Annotated in this window: 16 protein-coding genes and 1 pseudogene; 9 read left to right on the top strand and 8 right to left on the bottom strand. The window is 71.3% G+C overall.

The window, feature by feature from the left end:
- The coding region (locus GA0115254_RS45180) for a hypothetical protein (protein ID WP_218105516.1) at positions 1 to 248 on the bottom strand (248 nt) is incomplete at its 3' end.
- 128 nt (positions 249 to 376) lie between these two features.
- On the opposite strand from GA0115254_RS45180, the gene GA0115254_RS06985 reads away from it, so the two are divergent.
- The 3 genes and pseudogenes from GA0115254_RS06985 to GA0115254_RS06975 all read left to right on the top strand — a co-directional run bounded on the left by GA0115254_RS06985 (position 377) and on the right by GA0115254_RS06975 (position 2,784).
- Positions 377 to 1,474 carry a baeRF2 domain-containing protein gene (locus tag GA0115254_RS06985; RefSeq protein WP_093894415.1) on the top strand — a complete coding sequence of 366 codons (1,098 nt, stop codon included), beginning with the start codon at positions 377 to 379 and terminating at the stop codon, positions 1,472 to 1,474.
- Between the two features lie 214 nt (positions 1,475 to 1,688).
- Positions 1,689 to 2,150: pseudogene (locus GA0115254_RS06980) on the top strand (molybdopterin dinucleotide binding domain-containing protein); the annotation flags it as partial.
- Complete coding sequence (locus tag GA0115254_RS06975; protein ID WP_093894413.1) at positions 2,140 to 2,784, top strand: protein-L-isoaspartate(D-aspartate) O-methyltransferase; 645 nt, start codon at positions 2,140 to 2,142, stop codon at positions 2,782 to 2,784. The pseudogene GA0115254_RS06980 and the gene GA0115254_RS06975, both read left to right, overlap by 11 nt.
- A gap of 5 nt (positions 2,785 to 2,789) precedes the next feature.
- On the opposite strand, the gene GA0115254_RS06970 is transcribed toward GA0115254_RS06975, so the two are convergent.
- Entirely contained in the window at positions 2,790 to 3,242 is a 453-nt protein-coding gene (locus tag GA0115254_RS06970; protein WP_093894417.1) for a YbhB/YbcL family Raf kinase inhibitor-like protein, read from the bottom strand.
- Positions 3,243 to 3,352: 110 nt separating this feature from the next.
- On the opposite strand from GA0115254_RS06970, the gene GA0115254_RS06965 reads away from it, so the two are divergent.
- A complete protein-coding gene (locus GA0115254_RS06965; RefSeq protein WP_093894412.1) occupies positions 3,353 to 3,913 on the top strand; it encodes a nucleoside-triphosphatase in 561 nt (186 codons plus the stop codon).
- Positions 3,910 to 4,149, top strand: coding sequence for a hypothetical protein (locus GA0115254_RS06960; RefSeq protein ID WP_093894411.1), 240 nt, complete (start codon positions 3,910 to 3,912; stop codon positions 4,147 to 4,149). Before GA0115254_RS06965 ends, GA0115254_RS06960 begins: the two co-directional genes overlap by 4 nt.
- A gap of 123 nt (positions 4,150 to 4,272) precedes the next feature.
- On the opposite strand, the gene GA0115254_RS06955 is transcribed toward GA0115254_RS06960, so the two are convergent.
- Positions 4,273 to 6,504, bottom strand: coding sequence for a serine/threonine-protein kinase (locus GA0115254_RS06955; protein WP_093894410.1), 2,232 nt, complete (start codon positions 6,502 to 6,504; stop codon positions 4,273 to 4,275).
- Positions 6,505 to 7,484: 980 nt separating this feature from the next.
- On the opposite strand from GA0115254_RS06955, the gene GA0115254_RS06950 reads away from it, so the two are divergent.
- The gene (locus GA0115254_RS06950) at positions 7,485 to 7,892 is read left to right on the top strand and encodes an SRPBCC family protein (RefSeq protein ID WP_256102433.1); all 408 of its coding nucleotides are present in this window, start codon (positions 7,485 to 7,487) and stop codon (positions 7,890 to 7,892) included.
- 73 nt (positions 7,893 to 7,965) lie between these two features.
- Here GA0115254_RS06950 and GA0115254_RS06945 read toward each other — a convergent pair whose 3' ends face one another.
- Together GA0115254_RS06945 and GA0115254_RS06940 are read right to left on the bottom strand one after the other, a co-directional pair.
- On the bottom strand, positions 7,966 to 8,217 hold the full coding sequence (locus GA0115254_RS06945; RefSeq protein ID WP_093894408.1) for a MarR family winged helix-turn-helix transcriptional regulator: 252 nt from the start codon (positions 8,215 to 8,217) through the stop codon (positions 7,966 to 7,968).
- A 96-nt stretch (positions 8,218 to 8,313) separates the two neighbouring features.
- Complete coding sequence (locus GA0115254_RS06940; RefSeq protein ID WP_093894407.1) at positions 8,314 to 8,697, bottom strand: winged helix-turn-helix transcriptional regulator; 384 nt, start codon at positions 8,695 to 8,697, stop codon at positions 8,314 to 8,316.
- Positions 8,698 to 8,783: 86 nt separating this feature from the next.
- On the opposite strand from GA0115254_RS06940, the gene GA0115254_RS06935 reads away from it, so the two are divergent.
- On the top strand, positions 8,784 to 9,773 hold the full coding sequence (locus GA0115254_RS06935) for a zinc-dependent alcohol dehydrogenase family protein (RefSeq protein ID WP_093894406.1): 990 nt from the start codon (positions 8,784 to 8,786) through the stop codon (positions 9,771 to 9,773).
- Positions 9,774 to 9,785: 12 nt separating this feature from the next.
- On the opposite strand, the gene GA0115254_RS06930 is transcribed toward GA0115254_RS06935, so the two are convergent.
- From GA0115254_RS06930 to GA0115254_RS06920, 3 genes are read right to left on the bottom strand one after another with little or no spacing between them, the layout of a single operon-like run.
- Entirely contained in the window at positions 9,786 to 10,478 is a 693-nt protein-coding gene (locus tag GA0115254_RS06930) for a response regulator (protein ID WP_093894405.1), read from the bottom strand.
- Positions 10,479 to 10,481: 3 nt separating this feature from the next.
- Positions 10,482 to 11,711: a sensor histidine kinase gene (locus GA0115254_RS06925; RefSeq protein ID WP_176740007.1), complete on the bottom strand. Its 1,230-nt coding sequence runs from the start codon at positions 11,709 to 11,711 to the stop codon at positions 10,482 to 10,484.
- A 49-nt stretch (positions 11,712 to 11,760) separates the two neighbouring features.
- Positions 11,761 to 12,645 carry a CPBP family intramembrane glutamic endopeptidase gene (locus GA0115254_RS06920; protein WP_256102432.1) on the bottom strand — a complete coding sequence of 295 codons (885 nt, stop codon included), beginning with the start codon at positions 12,643 to 12,645 and terminating at the stop codon, positions 11,761 to 11,763.
- A gap of 205 nt (positions 12,646 to 12,850) precedes the next feature.
- Between GA0115254_RS06920 and GA0115254_RS06915 the strand changes: the two genes are divergently transcribed.
- Together GA0115254_RS06915 and GA0115254_RS06910 are read left to right on the top strand one after the other, a co-directional pair.
- Complete coding sequence (locus GA0115254_RS06915) at positions 12,851 to 13,459, top strand: TetR/AcrR family transcriptional regulator (protein ID WP_176740006.1); 609 nt, start codon at positions 12,851 to 12,853, stop codon at positions 13,457 to 13,459.
- Positions 13,460 to 13,654: 195 nt separating this feature from the next.
- Positions 13,655 to 14,738 (top strand): metallophosphoesterase (locus GA0115254_RS06910; RefSeq protein WP_093894402.1); only part of this gene is annotated, 1,084 nt, incomplete at its 3' end.

Below are 14,738 nucleotides of genomic sequence, written 5' to 3'. Positions count from 1 at the left end.
CATCGGCGACGCGCGAGCCGGGGCAGGCGGAGCAGGACAGCCCACAGCCCGGACGCGAACATCTCCGGGCTCCCGCCACCACGGCGGCGCCGCTGGGCCCTGCGCCGGTCGGAGGTGGCGAGGTGAAGCGTCCGAGCGTCCTTGGGGAAGCCGGTGTCGTCCACCACCCACGCCTGCGGACAGCGGCCTGCTGTCCCGGCCCGCGGCTTGGCGGTGCTGGACGGCCTGGCCGCCGCCACCTTGCTCACGACGGACCGACTGCTGTCGGCCGGCGCCTGACCGCCCCCGCGTTCCGCACCGCTTCGCGCTCGTCGAGCTCCACCGCCCCCTGGGACGCGCATCATCAAAGGGGGGAAACCATCGACGAGGAGTGGCGATGAGGTTGTCGTTCCTTGAACCGCTCTACGCGGAGCCGGGCCCGTTCGTCTCCGTGTACCTGGACACCTCCCGAGACGTCGAGCATCCCGAGCGGGCGATCGCGCTGCGCTGGCGGCGGCTGCGCGAGAGCCTGTCCCGTCAGGGCTCGGACCGGGCGCTGCTGAATGTACTGGAGGAGGTGGTCGGCGCCGACACAGCGGTGCCGGGGGTGCACGGTCAGGCCATCTTCGCTGCCCACGGCACGCTCGTCCTGGACGGGGAGCTGCCCAGGCCGCCCGAGCACGACTCCGCGCGCTACAGCACCCTGCCGGACGCGATGCCCCTGGTCACCCAGCATGTTCCGGAGATTCCCTACATGGCCGTAGTCGTCCACTACGGCGGCCTTCCGACCGCCGAGACCCACGGCTGGGTGACTCTGGAGGCGGAGACCGGCACCTGGCCCACGTCCACCGTCACCCCGGGTGAGCGGCTGCACTGCAGGGTCGCGGTGGCGACCTGGCACCGCACCTCCCTCCGGCTCGGCCACCGGCTGGACGAACGGGCGCGGCGCGCCCATGCCGACGCCGTCGTCGTGGGCGGGGACGAGTGGGCGTGCAACGTACTGATCCGCCGCCTGCCGCACGCCCTGCGGGACAAGGTCGTGCGTGTGGGCGGCCGGACCCCCACCGACACCGGACGCGCCCTGTTGGAGCCGCAGCTCGGCGGCGTCTTCCGCGGCCGCATGGCCGCGCACGACCGGGAACTCGTGGACATCTTCATCGGCCGGCGTGCCCTGGACGGACCCATGACGGAGGGGCTGGCCGCCACCGTCGCCGCCCTCCAGCGCGGCCAGGTCGCGGCACTGCTGCTGACCCGGCCGCCGGCGTCCTCGCTGCGGCTCTGGGTGGGCTCCCAGCCCACCCATCTCGCCCTGACCGAGGCGGAGCTGATGTCCTTCGGCGTGCGGGCCCCGCGCGAGGAACGCGCCGACGAGGCCCTCGTCCGGGCCCTCGTCGGCACCGGTGCCGAGCTCGTCGTCGTACCGGAGAGCGAGCTGAGGCTGTATGAGGGTGTGGGCGCCCTGCTGCGGTACACCGACCCGGGGACCCCATCCTGACGCCGACGCGCTGCGCCCGCCAGATGACGGGTCGCCCCTGGCAACCGACCGCCCCGGATCGCGCAGCGCGCGAAACGTGCCGACACTGGGCTGGAGCGGCAGCGCGGCGTACGGGCGGCGGATGGGGCACATGGACAGGAGCAGGAGCGGCGCGGAGGAGACGGACGTCTCGATCGCCCCTCGCAGAACCTGGGCGACAGGCATGCCGGCGGTGGCCGTCCGCACCCGCAATTCCTACGCCATGCTGCGGGCGCCCCAAGGGCATCGGCTGTTGCAGACCTTGTGCTCCCACGACCAGTGGAACACCGTCCCGTACACGGACAACGACCGCTGTCGCGGCGTGCGAGGCACCCGGCGCGTCGTGCTCGTGAGCCCGGCGGACCTCACCGCGCTCGGGCTCTCCGACGGCGAACGGGTGGACCTCATGACTGTCAGGAGGGACGGCATCGAGCGCCGCGCGGAGGACTTCCGGCTGGTCACCTGCCCGACCGCACCCGGCTGCGGCGCCACCCACTCCCCGGAGACCGATGTCCTGGTGCCGCTGGACAGCAGGGCCGGGACCAGCAACACGCCGGAGGCGAAGGGGATCACGGTCGGACTGCAACGCACCACGCCCCGGGCCGCCGGCGCCACCGCCACGGCCACGGCCACGGCCCCATGGTCCGATGGCCCGTGAAGGAACCCCCGAGGACCTGGTCCGCGCGGCCCACGCCGTGGGCGTGACCGACGACCGTCTCCTGGAGGCCGTACGGAGCATCCCCCGGGCGGAATTCGTCCCCGCGGACGAGGTGGCGTCCGCGTACCGGAACACGCCCGTTCCGCTCCCCCACGGGCAGGTGACCACCCAGCCCTCGCTGATCGCCATGATGATCTCCGCTCTCGGCCTCACCGGAGACGAACAGGTCCTGGAGGTCGGGACCGGATACGGCTGGCAGACCGCGCTGCTGGCCCGCTTGGCCGCGTACGTCGTCAGCGTCGAGCGCTGGCCCGACCTGGTCGACGAGGCCCGCCTGCGGCTGGCCGGGCAGGGCGTCGGCAATGCCGAGGTCGTACTCGGCGACGGGACCCTCGGGATGCCGACCCGCGCCCCGTACGACGCCGTCATCGTCTGCGCGGCCTTCCCGCGAGTGCCCGAGCCGCTCGTGGATCAGCTCCGCACCGGCGGCCGGCTCGTCCAGCCGATCGGGCACGGCGGGCGGGAGCGCGTCGAGCTGTACGAGCGGCGGGCCCGCGGCCTGGAGCACCGCAGGACCGTCACCCCGGCCCGGTTCGTCCGGCTGTACGGCGCCCATGGCTACGACCAGCCGTGACGCGCTCAGCGCTGATAGGTCCCGACCAGGGTGCCGGAGGCCAGCACCCTGCCCTTCAGGGCACGTTGCACGTCCTCGGCGCCCGGGTGGCCGTGCAGCGGCAGCGGCTCGGACAGGGCGTACAGGCGGAAGAAGTAGCGGTGCGGCCCGTGCCCCGGTGGAGGCATCGGCCCTCCCCAGCCCACGCGGCCGAAGCCGTTCGGCCACGGCAGGCCCCCGTGGGGCTTCTGGCCCTCGGCCGCCCCGGTGGTCCCCGGATCGATGCCGGTCACCAGCCAGTGCAGGAAGGTCCTCCCCGGCGCGTCCGGGTCCTCGCACAGGAGCACCAGCTCCGTGGCCTCGTGGGGCACCCCCGACCAGGTCAGGGGCGGTGAGATGTTCTCGCCCTCCCCGCTGTACCGACGGGGGATCACTGTTCTGTCGTCGAACGCGGTGCTGCTGAGTTCAATTCCGCTCATGCGCGCCGCCATACCCGCAACAAAGGCACCGGCACCGGTCCGCACCCCGAAACCCCCGTTCGGCCGAGCCCACCCGGGCCGCCTCCGGAAGCGGGGGTGAAGATGGCAGTGTGCCGACAAGGATCCTGCTCGAGGGCCGCCCTGGCGTGGGCAAGACGACCGCCCTCCGTCGGCTGGCCGCGCTGCTGCCCACCCACGCGGCCACCGGATTCACCACGGAGGAGATCCGGCAATCCGGCGCCCGCGTCGGCTTCGCCCTGGAGACCCTGGCAGGCCGGCGGGGGGTGCTCGCCCATGTCGACCTGCCCGGTCCGCCACGGGTGGGGAAATACGGCGTCGACCTGGGCGTCATGGAACGACTGGCGCTGCCGTCGCTTCGGCCGGCAGTAAACGAGGAGGCGACGGGGCGGCTGGTGCTCATCGACGAGCTGGGGCGGATGGAACTGGCGTGCACGGCGTTCCGGCACGCGGTCGACGCGCTGTTCGTCGCGGAGGTCGACGTCGTCGCCACGGTCCACACGCACCGCGAGCCGTTCACCGACGCCCTCAAGCGGCGCGCCGACATCGAGGTCGTCCCGCTCACTCCGGCAAACCGGGACGTCCTGCCGGGGGAGCTCGCGGCCCGGCTGCAGCAGCCCCGGACGCACGGAAGGCCTCCCTCTCACGGATGAGAGCCGAGATCACCGAGTGCGCGGTCCTCACCGTGGTTGACAACGCGGTCCGCACCGGCCGCCCGGACCTCGCGCGCGGCGTCCACCGTTCTGTCCAGGCACTCGAACGCGATACCCGGTCCTGGCTCGCCGGCTGGAACGGCCACCCACGGCCCTTCGTATGGACGAAGACAGCCGACGACATCCTCGACAAGGTCGCCGCCTGCTGCCGCCGAATCTCCGGCTCAGGTCACTGACACCAGAAACGCTACGGGCGCGGCGCACTCGCACATGACTCGACCTCGCTGCGTAGGCGACCGAGTGAGCCGCTGAAGTGTCCGCACGGCAAGGAAGGCGGCCGGCGGCCGGTTCCGCCGGAGTCAGCCCGACTTCGGCGGCTTCTGCGCGTCGAAGGCGAAGAGAGTGTTCTTGGCCGCGGCCACGATCACTGCACGCCCCGCGACGGTCACGCGCGGGCTTGCGCCCTGCTCGCCCGTCAGGCCATCGGCCTGCGGATCTGTTGTCCACAGGGGTTTGCCATCGTACGGCGACAGCGCGACCACCCGGCCGGTGGCCGAGCTGAAATACACCGCGTCGGCTCCCGCCACGGGACCTGACGCGCCCTCCACGCCTGTCTGCCGGGACCACTTCTTCCGGCCGGTCGCGGGGTCGAGCGCCGTGACGAGACCGGTCTGGCTGCTCACGTAGAGGGTGCCGTCCGCCATGCCGGGCGTCCCCGCGTATGTCTGGGCCGACCGGGAGTACGTGACCTTCCGCGAGGCCGGGTCGACCCGCGCCACCCCGTCGTAGCCGGCCAGCGCCGGTCCCTCCATGTGCACCTGAAAGAGTACGAGCCTGCCATCGGCGACGCCCATCGGCACGGCGGGCCCGTCGACCGCGATGGGCCTGCCGAGTGTCCCCGAGGCGCGGTCGACCGGGTACAGGGTGGGGTGGCGCACCTCCAAGGCATCCACCTCCGCATTCGTCGCGCACATCGCGAAGAGCTGCGGGCCCACCGGGACGGGAGCGCACTGTGCGCCCGCGGGGAAGGGCGTCTTCCAGGCAACCGTACCGCTGTGCGCGTCCCGGGCCTCGAAGCGGGAGTTGGAAGCGTCGACCGTCACAACGGCGGAGCCGACCACAAGGGCGTCCTGAGTCCGACCCGTGACGGCCTTCGACTGGGCGCCGGACGGCACGGACCACAGCTCCCGGCCATTGTGCGTGTCGATGGCCACCACCTCACTGGGAGGGTCCTGCGGGGCGTCCTGGGCGGCGAAGCGGTAACCGAGCACCGTGTCGTCGGTGGCGCCCACCAGGTGCATGCCCTGGACGGGGACGCCCGGACTCTTCACCGTCCACACCCGCGAGCCGTCCGAGGCCCTGATACGGGTCGCGACAACACTGCCGCCCCCGCAGAACAGCGCGTCGCCGCTCGCGACGCAACGCAGCTCGTCGGGGATGTCCTCGCGACCGCCCAGCACAGTCTTGCGCCACGGCCCGAAGCCGTCCGGAAGTGCGGCATCCTGCGCCGCGACGCTGTTGCCCTTGTTGCCGCCGCTGTTCCCCCCGAAACCGCCCGTTTTCAGCGTGGCGACTCCCCCACCGATCGCTGCCACCGCGACCGCGGCCGCGAGCACGGGACGCCATCGGCGACGCAGACGGCGGCCGATGGGGGTGCCAGTGCTCCCTGTATCGGGACCGGCCGGGGCAGTCGGCGCCGGGGTGGCCCGCATCGCGAGGTGATGCTGGGTGATCATGTCGCGGGTGCGGCCCGCGCCAACCCCGTTCGTGTCGGTCCCGCCGAGGTCGGCCGGCAGGTCCCGCAGCAGCACGAGAAGTTCGTCCGCCGAGGGGCGTCCCTCGGGCTCCTTGGCCAGGCACGGCTCGACGACCGCGCGCAAGGCCACCGGCACGGCATCCAGTGACGGCTCCTCGTGCACCACCTGATACGCCGTCAGGTATGGGCTGTCCGCGTCGAAGGGCCCGTGGCCCGTCGCTGCGTACACCAGCAGCGTCCCCAGCGAGAAGACATCGGACCGCGGCCCCACGCCACGCGGCGCCTGCAACTGCTCCGGCGACATGAAGGGCGGCGTACCGATGACCCGCCCTGTCATCGTCAGCGTCTGCTGGTCCACGGCTCGCGAAATGCCGAAGTCGATGACGCGCGGGCCCTCGGGCGAGAGCACGACGTTCGAGGGCTTCAGGTCACGGTGGACGACCCCCACCCGATGGATGTCGCGCAGCGCCTCCGCCAGCCCGATGGCGAGCCTCCTCAGCTCCGCTCCGTTCAGCGGGCCTTTCTCCGCGATGCGCTGGGCGAGCGTGTGCCCCTCGATATAGGTCGTCGCCATCCACGGCTGCTCGGCCTCAGGGGCAGCGTCGACCACGGCGGCGGTGAACGCGCCGCTCACCCGCCTCGCCGCCGCCACCTCCTGCCGGAAACGGATGCGGAACTCGTCGTCCCCCGCGAACTGCTGGTGGATCAGTTTGATCGCGACAGGTCGCCCCGAGCTCGTACGGGCCAGAAAGACCGTGCCCATGCCACCCGAACCGAGCCGCGCCTCAAGCGGATAACCGCCGATCTCGACCGGATCACCTCCGCGCAGCGACACTCTTCCCGACCTCCCGTCCCCCGTGCACCTCTGCCGCCACGGGCCTGCGTACCTGTCCTGCACACAAACTAGCCGCAGGAGAGTACGGCAGAGCAAAGCGGGTGACGATCACGGAGCCCAGAGCTGCTCCCGTGCCGCGCCGACCTCTTCGCCGACGGATCAAGATCCGGGCCATTCCCGGACCATCGCCGCACCACATAGCTCAGAAGCCGCCGTTCTGGCCGGCCAGCAGGGCAATGCCCCGTGTACCACCAGCAGACGAAGAACCTGCCGGCCGCCTTCGCCCACCATGCTGCACCCACGCGCGCTGCTCATTCGGTGCGGCGGACTTCCCCTCTACAGTCCCACCGAGGCGACCGGCCGACCAAGGAAACCCAGCCGCACCTGACGGTCCGTATTGCCGATGTTCGTGTCCACCAACCTCCGTTAGGGCAACCCCGATGTTACCGGCGCGTCTGGGGGCAGCGGGCAGCCTGTCAAGGAGCGTCATAGCCACCATGTGCTGTCGAACCTCCGAGGTTCACTCCTTCCATCAGCCCACAATCACCTCCGGGCGACGGCTTGGGCACAGGCGTATTGGCATCAACGCAGTGGCTGACCTTGCGTGCGTCCCCTACAAGGGCCGTCGTCCACAGCCTCCTTGGAATCGTCGTCCGTTAACAGGTCACTCCGGTCGGAGTCGTTGCTCACCTGCGAGACCGGTGAGCGCTCACCCGTCGCTGAAGAAAACCGACCGAGTTCCACCGTTCGCTACACAGACCCTCGGGACCGGGGCGGGGCCAGGCCGGGCGTTGATCATCCGTGCTTGCCGCAGTGGATCGGCGGCGAAGTCATCCTCCCGGTGCCAGTCGCGGAGCGCCGCGCGCACGGCGGTGTCGAAGTCGTCGCGCGTCAGCGTATGACAGGGCCGGCCGTCGCCGCAGCGGACGGTTCCTCGGTGAGCGCTCCCGGCTGTGTTCGGTCGAACCGGACCGACAGTGGTGCGGGACTCAATCCTCATCCACGCACCGATCGCCCGGGTCTGGGCAATCCAGACCGACGTCGAGAACTGGCCTGCCTGGCAGCCGAACGTCACCAAGACCACTCCGGGCGCGCTGCGCCCAGGCTCCTCCTGGACCTGGTCGACGGAGGGCCTGGAGGGCATCACCTCCACCGTGGAAGAGGTCCGAGCGCCGCACAGGATTGTCTGGGGCGGACCCGCCCACGGCATTACCACGGTCCACGCCTGGACCTTCACCGCGGTTCCCGGCGGCACCCTCGTCCACACCGAAGAGTCCTGGACCGGAGCCCCCGCCGAGGCCGACACTGCCAACCTGCAGGCGGCCCTCGACGCCTCGCTCGACGCCTGGCTGCACAACCTCAAGAAGCGCGCCGAACAGCGTTCCTGACAGCGCCGGCCTCTGAGCTGGCGGCCCCGACCCGACCACCGACCGGCCGCCAACCTCAGACGCCCAGGCCTCGTCACCATGCTCCGGTGTTGAACTCGCGCTCACCGGAGAAGGAATGGCCGCCCCGGATGCTGCCGCTGATCCGATCGATGAGGTCAAGGGCGTGTGCCAAGGCGCGCCGGTCCTCCTCGTCCAGCGTTTCCTCCAGCGCGTCGGCGAGCACGACGACGCGCTGACGACGGTCCGCGTCGAGCGCCTTCTTCCCCGCTTTCGTCAGAGTGAGGACCTTCCTGCGGGCATCGCCCGGATCAGGGCACCGCAGCACTTCCGCATCGATCGATGCGGAAGAGGTGTGCTGCGGCTGCGAAGGCCGACCGGCGTCGACGTCGCCCCACCGGCGGGGCGCCGCCCATCGCCGAGATCAGCCCGCCGGGCGAACCCGAGCAGAAGTAGAGGCTTCCGCCGCCTCCTGGAAGTCGGCGATGTCCCCGCCGTACTCCCTCGCCCAGTTCGTCAGGACCTCGATGGGCTCGATGAGGGTCCGGCCGAGGTCGGTGAGGCTGTACTCGACCCGCCGCGGCGCTTCGGCACAGCGGTCGACCAGGCCGTACTGCTGGAGCCGGCGCAGCGTCTGGGTGAGGACCTTGCGCGAGACGCCGCCGATGAGGTCGACGAGCTCACCATGCCTGCGAGGCTTCTGGCTGAGCCCGAAGAGCGCGAGCACGGCCCATTTGTCGGAGATGATCTCGACCGCCAGACGCGTGGGGCAGTCGACGAGGGAGGCTGCTCCGTCCACGTTCTGCATGGAAATCGAAGGTACCAGTAGGTAACGCACGGCTCCGTAACGTCTTCCTCGAGCAACCGTCCAGCACCAAATGCGGAGGAGTCACCATGCCACGAGTCGTTGTGTTCAACGAGTTCGGCGGGCCGGAGGTCATGCAGGTCGTCGAGGAGCCCGTCGTCGAACCCGCAGCCGGCGAGGTCCGGGTCAGGATCGAGGCGTTCGCCGTCAACCCGCTCGACCAGATGATGCGTTCCGGCACCTCGCCCGCACCCGTCCCCCTGCCGCACGCTCGCCTCGGTGTCGAAGGAACCGGCGTCGTGGACGCGCTGGGCCCCGAGACCACCGGGCTGAAGATCGGCGATCCGGTCATCCTGACGGCCGTTCCGGACGCGAGCGCCCGGGGCAGCTACGCCGAATACACCACGGTCCCCGCGAGCCGGGTCGTCGCCCGGCCGGCCGGGCTCGGAATCACGGAGGCGGCGGCGATCTGGGTCGCCTACTCCACCGCCTACGGCGCGCTCGTCGAGAAGGCGAGGATGCGGCCCGACGACCACGTCCTCATCACTGCCGCGTCCGGCGGCGTCGGCCGGGCGGCGATGCAGATCGCCAATCAGATCGGTGCCGTGCCCATCGCCGTCACTCGGCACGCCGCGAGGAAGGACGAGCTGCTCGCCGCCGGCGCCGCCGCGGTCGTCGCCACCGACCACGCGGACATCGCCGAAGCCGTCGGCCACCACACCGGCGGGGCCGGCGCGGACATCGTCCTCGACCTTGTCATGGGCCCCGGCCAGCAGGATCTCCTGAAGGCGGCCCGCCCCGGCGGAACGCTGCTCGCCGCGGGCTTCCTGGACCCGCGACCCACGCCCTTCCCGGCAGGCCCGCCGCTCACGGTCTTCGGCTACCGGAGCTTCGAGCACACCCTCGACGCCGTCGTGGTGAAGCGCATGGCGGCCTTCCTGAACGCGGGCGTGCGCCTCGGTGCACTGCGGCCCGCCGTCGACGACAAGGCGTTCTCCCTCGACGACGTCGTCGAGGCACACCGCCACCTCGAGAAGGGGCTGCACGCCGGGAAGAAGATCGTCGTGACGGCCTCCTGAGGCCGTGCCGGCTCACGGCGTGCCGGACACCAGTCCGACCCGGTAGGCGAGGACGACGGCCTGGACGCGGTCGCGCAGGCCGAGTTTGGTCAGGATCCGCGACACATAGGTCTTGACCGTCTCGGGCGTGATGAACATCGCCGCGGCGATCTCCGCGTTCGACAGTCCCTCTGCGATCAGATGGAGCGCTTCCAGTTCGCGGAGGGTCAGCGCGCTCACGACATCGTCCCTGGCCGACCGGGAGGTGTCCGCCGGGCGCAGCCGTTCGGCGAAGTGGCCGATGAGGTGGCGGGTCACGGCCGGTGCCAGCAGCGCCTCGCCCCGGGCGACCGTCCGGATTCCGCCCACCAGCTCCGCCGGAGGTGAGTCCTTGAGGAGGAAGCCGCTCGCTCCGGCCCGGAACGCGTCGTAGACGTAGGCGTCGACGTTGAAGGTGGTGACGACCAGTACCTTCGGTGGTGCCACGGCGTCGGGGCCGGCCAGCCGACGGGTCGCCTCGATGCCGTCGAGCAGGGGCATCCGGATGTCCATCACGACCACGTCGGGGCGCAGCTGCTGCGCGGCCTGCACTGCCGCGTGCCCGTTCTCGGCCTCCTCGACGACCTCCATGTCGGGCTGAGCGGAGAAGATGGTGACGTAGCCGGTACGCACCAGTGCCTGGTCGTCGCAGACGAGTACACGGATCGGCGGCGGCGCATCGTTCACGGGTCACTCCTGTACGGGCTGGGTGGGGATCACGGCGCGGACACGGAACCCGCCCTCGGGCCGGGGCCCGGCCACCAGTTCACCATCGAGCATCCGCACCCGTTCACGCAGCCCGGCCAGGCCTCGTCCTCCCGCAGGATCCGGCTTCCGTGTGGCCGGTGCAGCCGCCGGGGAGGGGCTGGGTCCTTCGGTGGCCACCTCGATCTCGATGTGCTCCTCGCCGTGCTGGACCAGGACCTGGGTCCGCTGCCCAGCCGCGTGCCTCATCGCGTTGGTGAGCGCCTCCTGCACCACGCGGTACGCGGCCAGTTCCACGTCCACGCTCTGCGGCCGCCGCTCGCCCCGCTCGGTGAACTCGACGGGCTGATCCGACATGCGGGCCTGCTCGACCAGGTCCCCCATCTTTCCCAGGGTGGGTGCCCGGTCCGCGGGTGCCGGGTCCGCGGATGCGGACTGGCCGGTCGCCTCCAGTACGCCGAGCAGGTACCGCAGCTCGGTGAGCGCCCGGCGCCCGGTGCCGCTGACCGCTGCCAGTCCTTCACCGGCACGTTCCGGCGCGGATGTGAGCAGGAACTGCGCCGCGTCGGCCTGGACCACCATGGCCGTCACATGGTGGGTCACCACGTCGTGCAGTTCGCGCGCGATACGGGCCCGCTCGGCGGCCGCGGCCACCTCGGCGGCCAGCCGCCGCCGCTCGGCCTCCTCCGCCCGTCGCCTGCGCATGACGCTTCCCACCATCCAGACCGCGGCCAGAATCAGGTAGAACGCGAGGTAGTCCGGGATCTGCTGCGGTGAGCCGAGGCGGTGCAGGACGACCGTCAGCACGGCGTAGCCCGCGCTTGCCACGGCGGCCGGCGTGCGGCGGAAGGAGACCTGGTGGGCTCCGGCGGAGTACAGGGCCAGATAGAGCCCGACACTCCCGAACGTCGTTGGACAGCCCAGGGCCTGATGTACCGCAAAGGCACAGCCGACGAATGAGAGGCAGGCCGCGGGCCACCGGATGCGTACCGTCAGCGGCAGGGTCTGCGCCAGGGTCAGCCCGATGCTCAGCGCGTCTGACGGACGCTCGGGCAGGTCGCCGATCTGTGCCCCGATGTGCGACAGGGTCGGCACGAACGCCAGCAGGGTGAGAACCAGCGCGAGAACGCCGTCCTTGACGGACTGCTCCCGCTCCGCCAACCAACTGAGCGGCCCCCGCAGCAGCGGGGGCGTCCAGGGCGCCTTGAGCACCATCACTTTCGTTTCCCTTCCGGTCAGCCGTGGGCGGTGCCGCGCGATGGGCTCAGCGGGCGGCGCGCTGCCGGGGCAGCAGACCGCCCCGCCGGTGGGCGAGGACGAACATCGGGACGGCCAGCGCCACACCGATGAGGACGGTAACGACCGACGCCTCCAGGCTGAAAGCGCCGCCGGTCAGCAGGCCCGAACCGGCGACGTCCACGGACAGCAGCCCCTTGGCGGTATGCCCCGAGACCGGAATGCCGAGCAGCTGCTCGGCGGCGTTCCAGGCGAAGTGCATACCCACGACGAACCAGATGCTGCGCCGCCACAGGAACGCCGCCCCGAGCAGCGCGCCCGCCTCGATGGCGATCGCCAGTGCGCTCCACGCGGTGGCCCCGGGGTTGGCCAGGTGCGCGGCGCCGAATAGCGGCGCGGTGATCGCGACAGCGGCACGGCTGCCGAACAGCCGCTCCAGGGCCTGCAGGGCAAGACCGCGGAACATCAGCTCCTCCGTGACCGCCGCGCCCGCCGATACGGTGACCGCGGACGCCACGACGGAGAAGAAACCGTTTCCGGCCCAGGAGAACGAGTAGCCCCCGAACGCCGCGATCACGAGGGCGGACACGAGGATGAACCCCAGGCCGATCCCGCCGCCGAGCAGCGCCTCCCGCGCGGCCCCGCGCCGGGCGATCTCCGGCATCGGCCGTCGCGCGACGAAGCGCATCACCGCCCAGTACACGGCCACCGCAGCCGCCACGCCCAACACCTGCAGCGGCCCGGGTCCGGTCGCGGTCGCAGCCGAGACCCCGCCGACGCCGACGATTCCGATCAGCATCCAGCCGAACGGAGAGCGGCAGATCCGGCCGACGCGGCCGCCGCTCGGACCGGAGACGTCCGAAAGCCGGTCGTGGCCCGCCTCGTGGCGCGTGGTGGATGACGTGTGCATCATGGTCTCCCCTTGACACTCGGCCGCCCGGCTGGCGGCCCACCGACCACGCTAGGAACACCACGACATCCGCGATTCACCCGCAAGCGGACGACACCGGTAGCTCTCACGGGGGATGCGCTCGGCGGTGCGGTGCCCCCGTCGTTGCCCCGCCGCGCATCCCCTGCCTCTTCCGCATCGATCGATGCGGAAGAGGCAGGCTCCGAGGGTGGCTACCAGACAGAGCGGCCCCATCGGCCGGCCCCGGGGATTCGACGCCGAAGTGGCGCTCGAACGCGCCATGCTGTTCTTCTGGGAACACGGCTACGAGGGTGCCAGCCTGGCCGGCCTGAGCGAGGCGATGGGCATCTCCACCACCAGCATGTACGCGGCCTTCGGCAACAAGGAGGAGCTGTTCCGCAAGGCTCTGGACCGCTACACCGAGGGCCCGAGCGCATACCTCGCCCGGGCCCTGGAGGAGCCGACCGCCCTCGGCGTGGCCACCGCAGTCCTGGCCGGCACCGTCCGGACCACCACCCGGCCGGCCCACCCCCACGGATGCCTGGGCGTCCAGGGCGCCCTGGCCACCGGCGACTCCGGGAATGCGGTCCGCGACCTCCTCGCCGCCCGGCGGACCAACGGCTGCTCTCAGCTCCGGGACTGGTTCCAGCAAGCCGTCGACGACGGCGAACTGCCTCCGGAGACCGATCCCGGGTTGCTCGCCCGCTACGTCACCACCTTGGCCTTCGGCATCGCCGTCCAGGCCGCGAGCGGTATCGGTCGCGATGAGCTCCAGGAGATGGCCGACGCCGCCCTACGCAGCTGGCCGCTCTCCTGAGTGGGCGTTTACCCAGACTTGTTCCGGAATGCTACTTCTGCCTCTGCCTTGCTTTGGGTGCTTTCGTCCGGTGCTGGAGGGCTGGGGCGGCCAGCCGGAGGGCTACTGGGGCCGCGCCCATGAACGCCGGTCCGGCCGGCCCGAGGGCGACCGGATACATTGCGCGAGACGGCATCCTGGCCAGGGAGGGGAAGCGTGACCGCCACCAGCAACATCCGACCCGCCGACGGTGAAGCGCGAGCACCGCGGCAGAGCCGACTGCACCGCCTGATGCGCTACATCCCCCTGGTCGCCACCGTCCTGCTGTGGGCCGTGCCCTGCTGGGTGCTCCTGCACAGCGGCCAGCACTGGCCGCTGCCCGTCACACTGGTCGGCACCGCCCTGTTCACCCTCGGCCTCATCGGTATGCCGCTCGCGATGGGGCGCGGCCACGGCCGGCGCCAGCAGGACCGGGCGGCGATCGTCGGTGACACCCTGCTGGGCACCAGCTGGGTTCTGTTCACCTGGTCCGTTCTGATCGGCGTCCTCGTGCGGCTCGCCCTGACCGTGGCCGGCGTCGGCGGGAGTCAGGACCGGGCCCGAATCGTCACGTGGGCCGTCCTCGGCGTAACCGCAGTACTGCTCGCCTGGGGGTACACCGAGGCCCGCCGCGTACCACGCGTGCGCCGACTCGACGTGCAACTCCCGCGACTGGGTGCCGGGTTGGACGGCACCCGCGTCGTCCTCATCACCGACACCCACTACGGCCCACTCGATCGCACTCGCTGGTCGGCACAGGTATGCGAGGCGGTGAACACTCTGGAAGCCGACCTGGTCTGCCACACCGGCGACATCGCGGACGGCACGGCCGAACGCCGCCGCGCCCAGGCCGTCCCACTCGGTACCGTGCGGGCCACCCGGGCCCGTGTATACGTCACCGGCAATCACGAGTACTACAGCGAGGCCCAGGGCTGGGTCGACCTGATGAACGAGCTGGGCTGGGAGCCGCTGCGCAACCGCCATCTGCTGCTCGAACGCGGAGGCGACACCCTCGTGGTCGCCGGCGTGGATGACGTCACCGCCGAGTCCTCCGGCCTGGAAGGCCACCGCGCCCACCTCGCCGGAGCCTTGAACGGCGCCGACCCCGACCTGCCCGTCCTGCTCTTGGCACACCAGCCCAAGTTCGTCGACCGGGCTGCAGCCGACGGCATCGACCTCCAACTCTCCGGCCACACCCACGGCGGCCAGATCTGGCCCTTCCACCACCTGGTCCGCATCGACCAGCCCGCCCTCGCCGGCC

Source organism: Streptomyces sp. Ncost-T10-10d, assembly GCF_900091955.1.
Classification (GTDB): Bacteria; Actinomycetota; Actinomycetes; order Streptomycetales; family Streptomycetaceae; genus Streptomyces.
The sequence above is the reverse complement of the archived record's forward strand: the minus strand, read 5'-3'. Positions and strand labels throughout refer to the sequence as shown.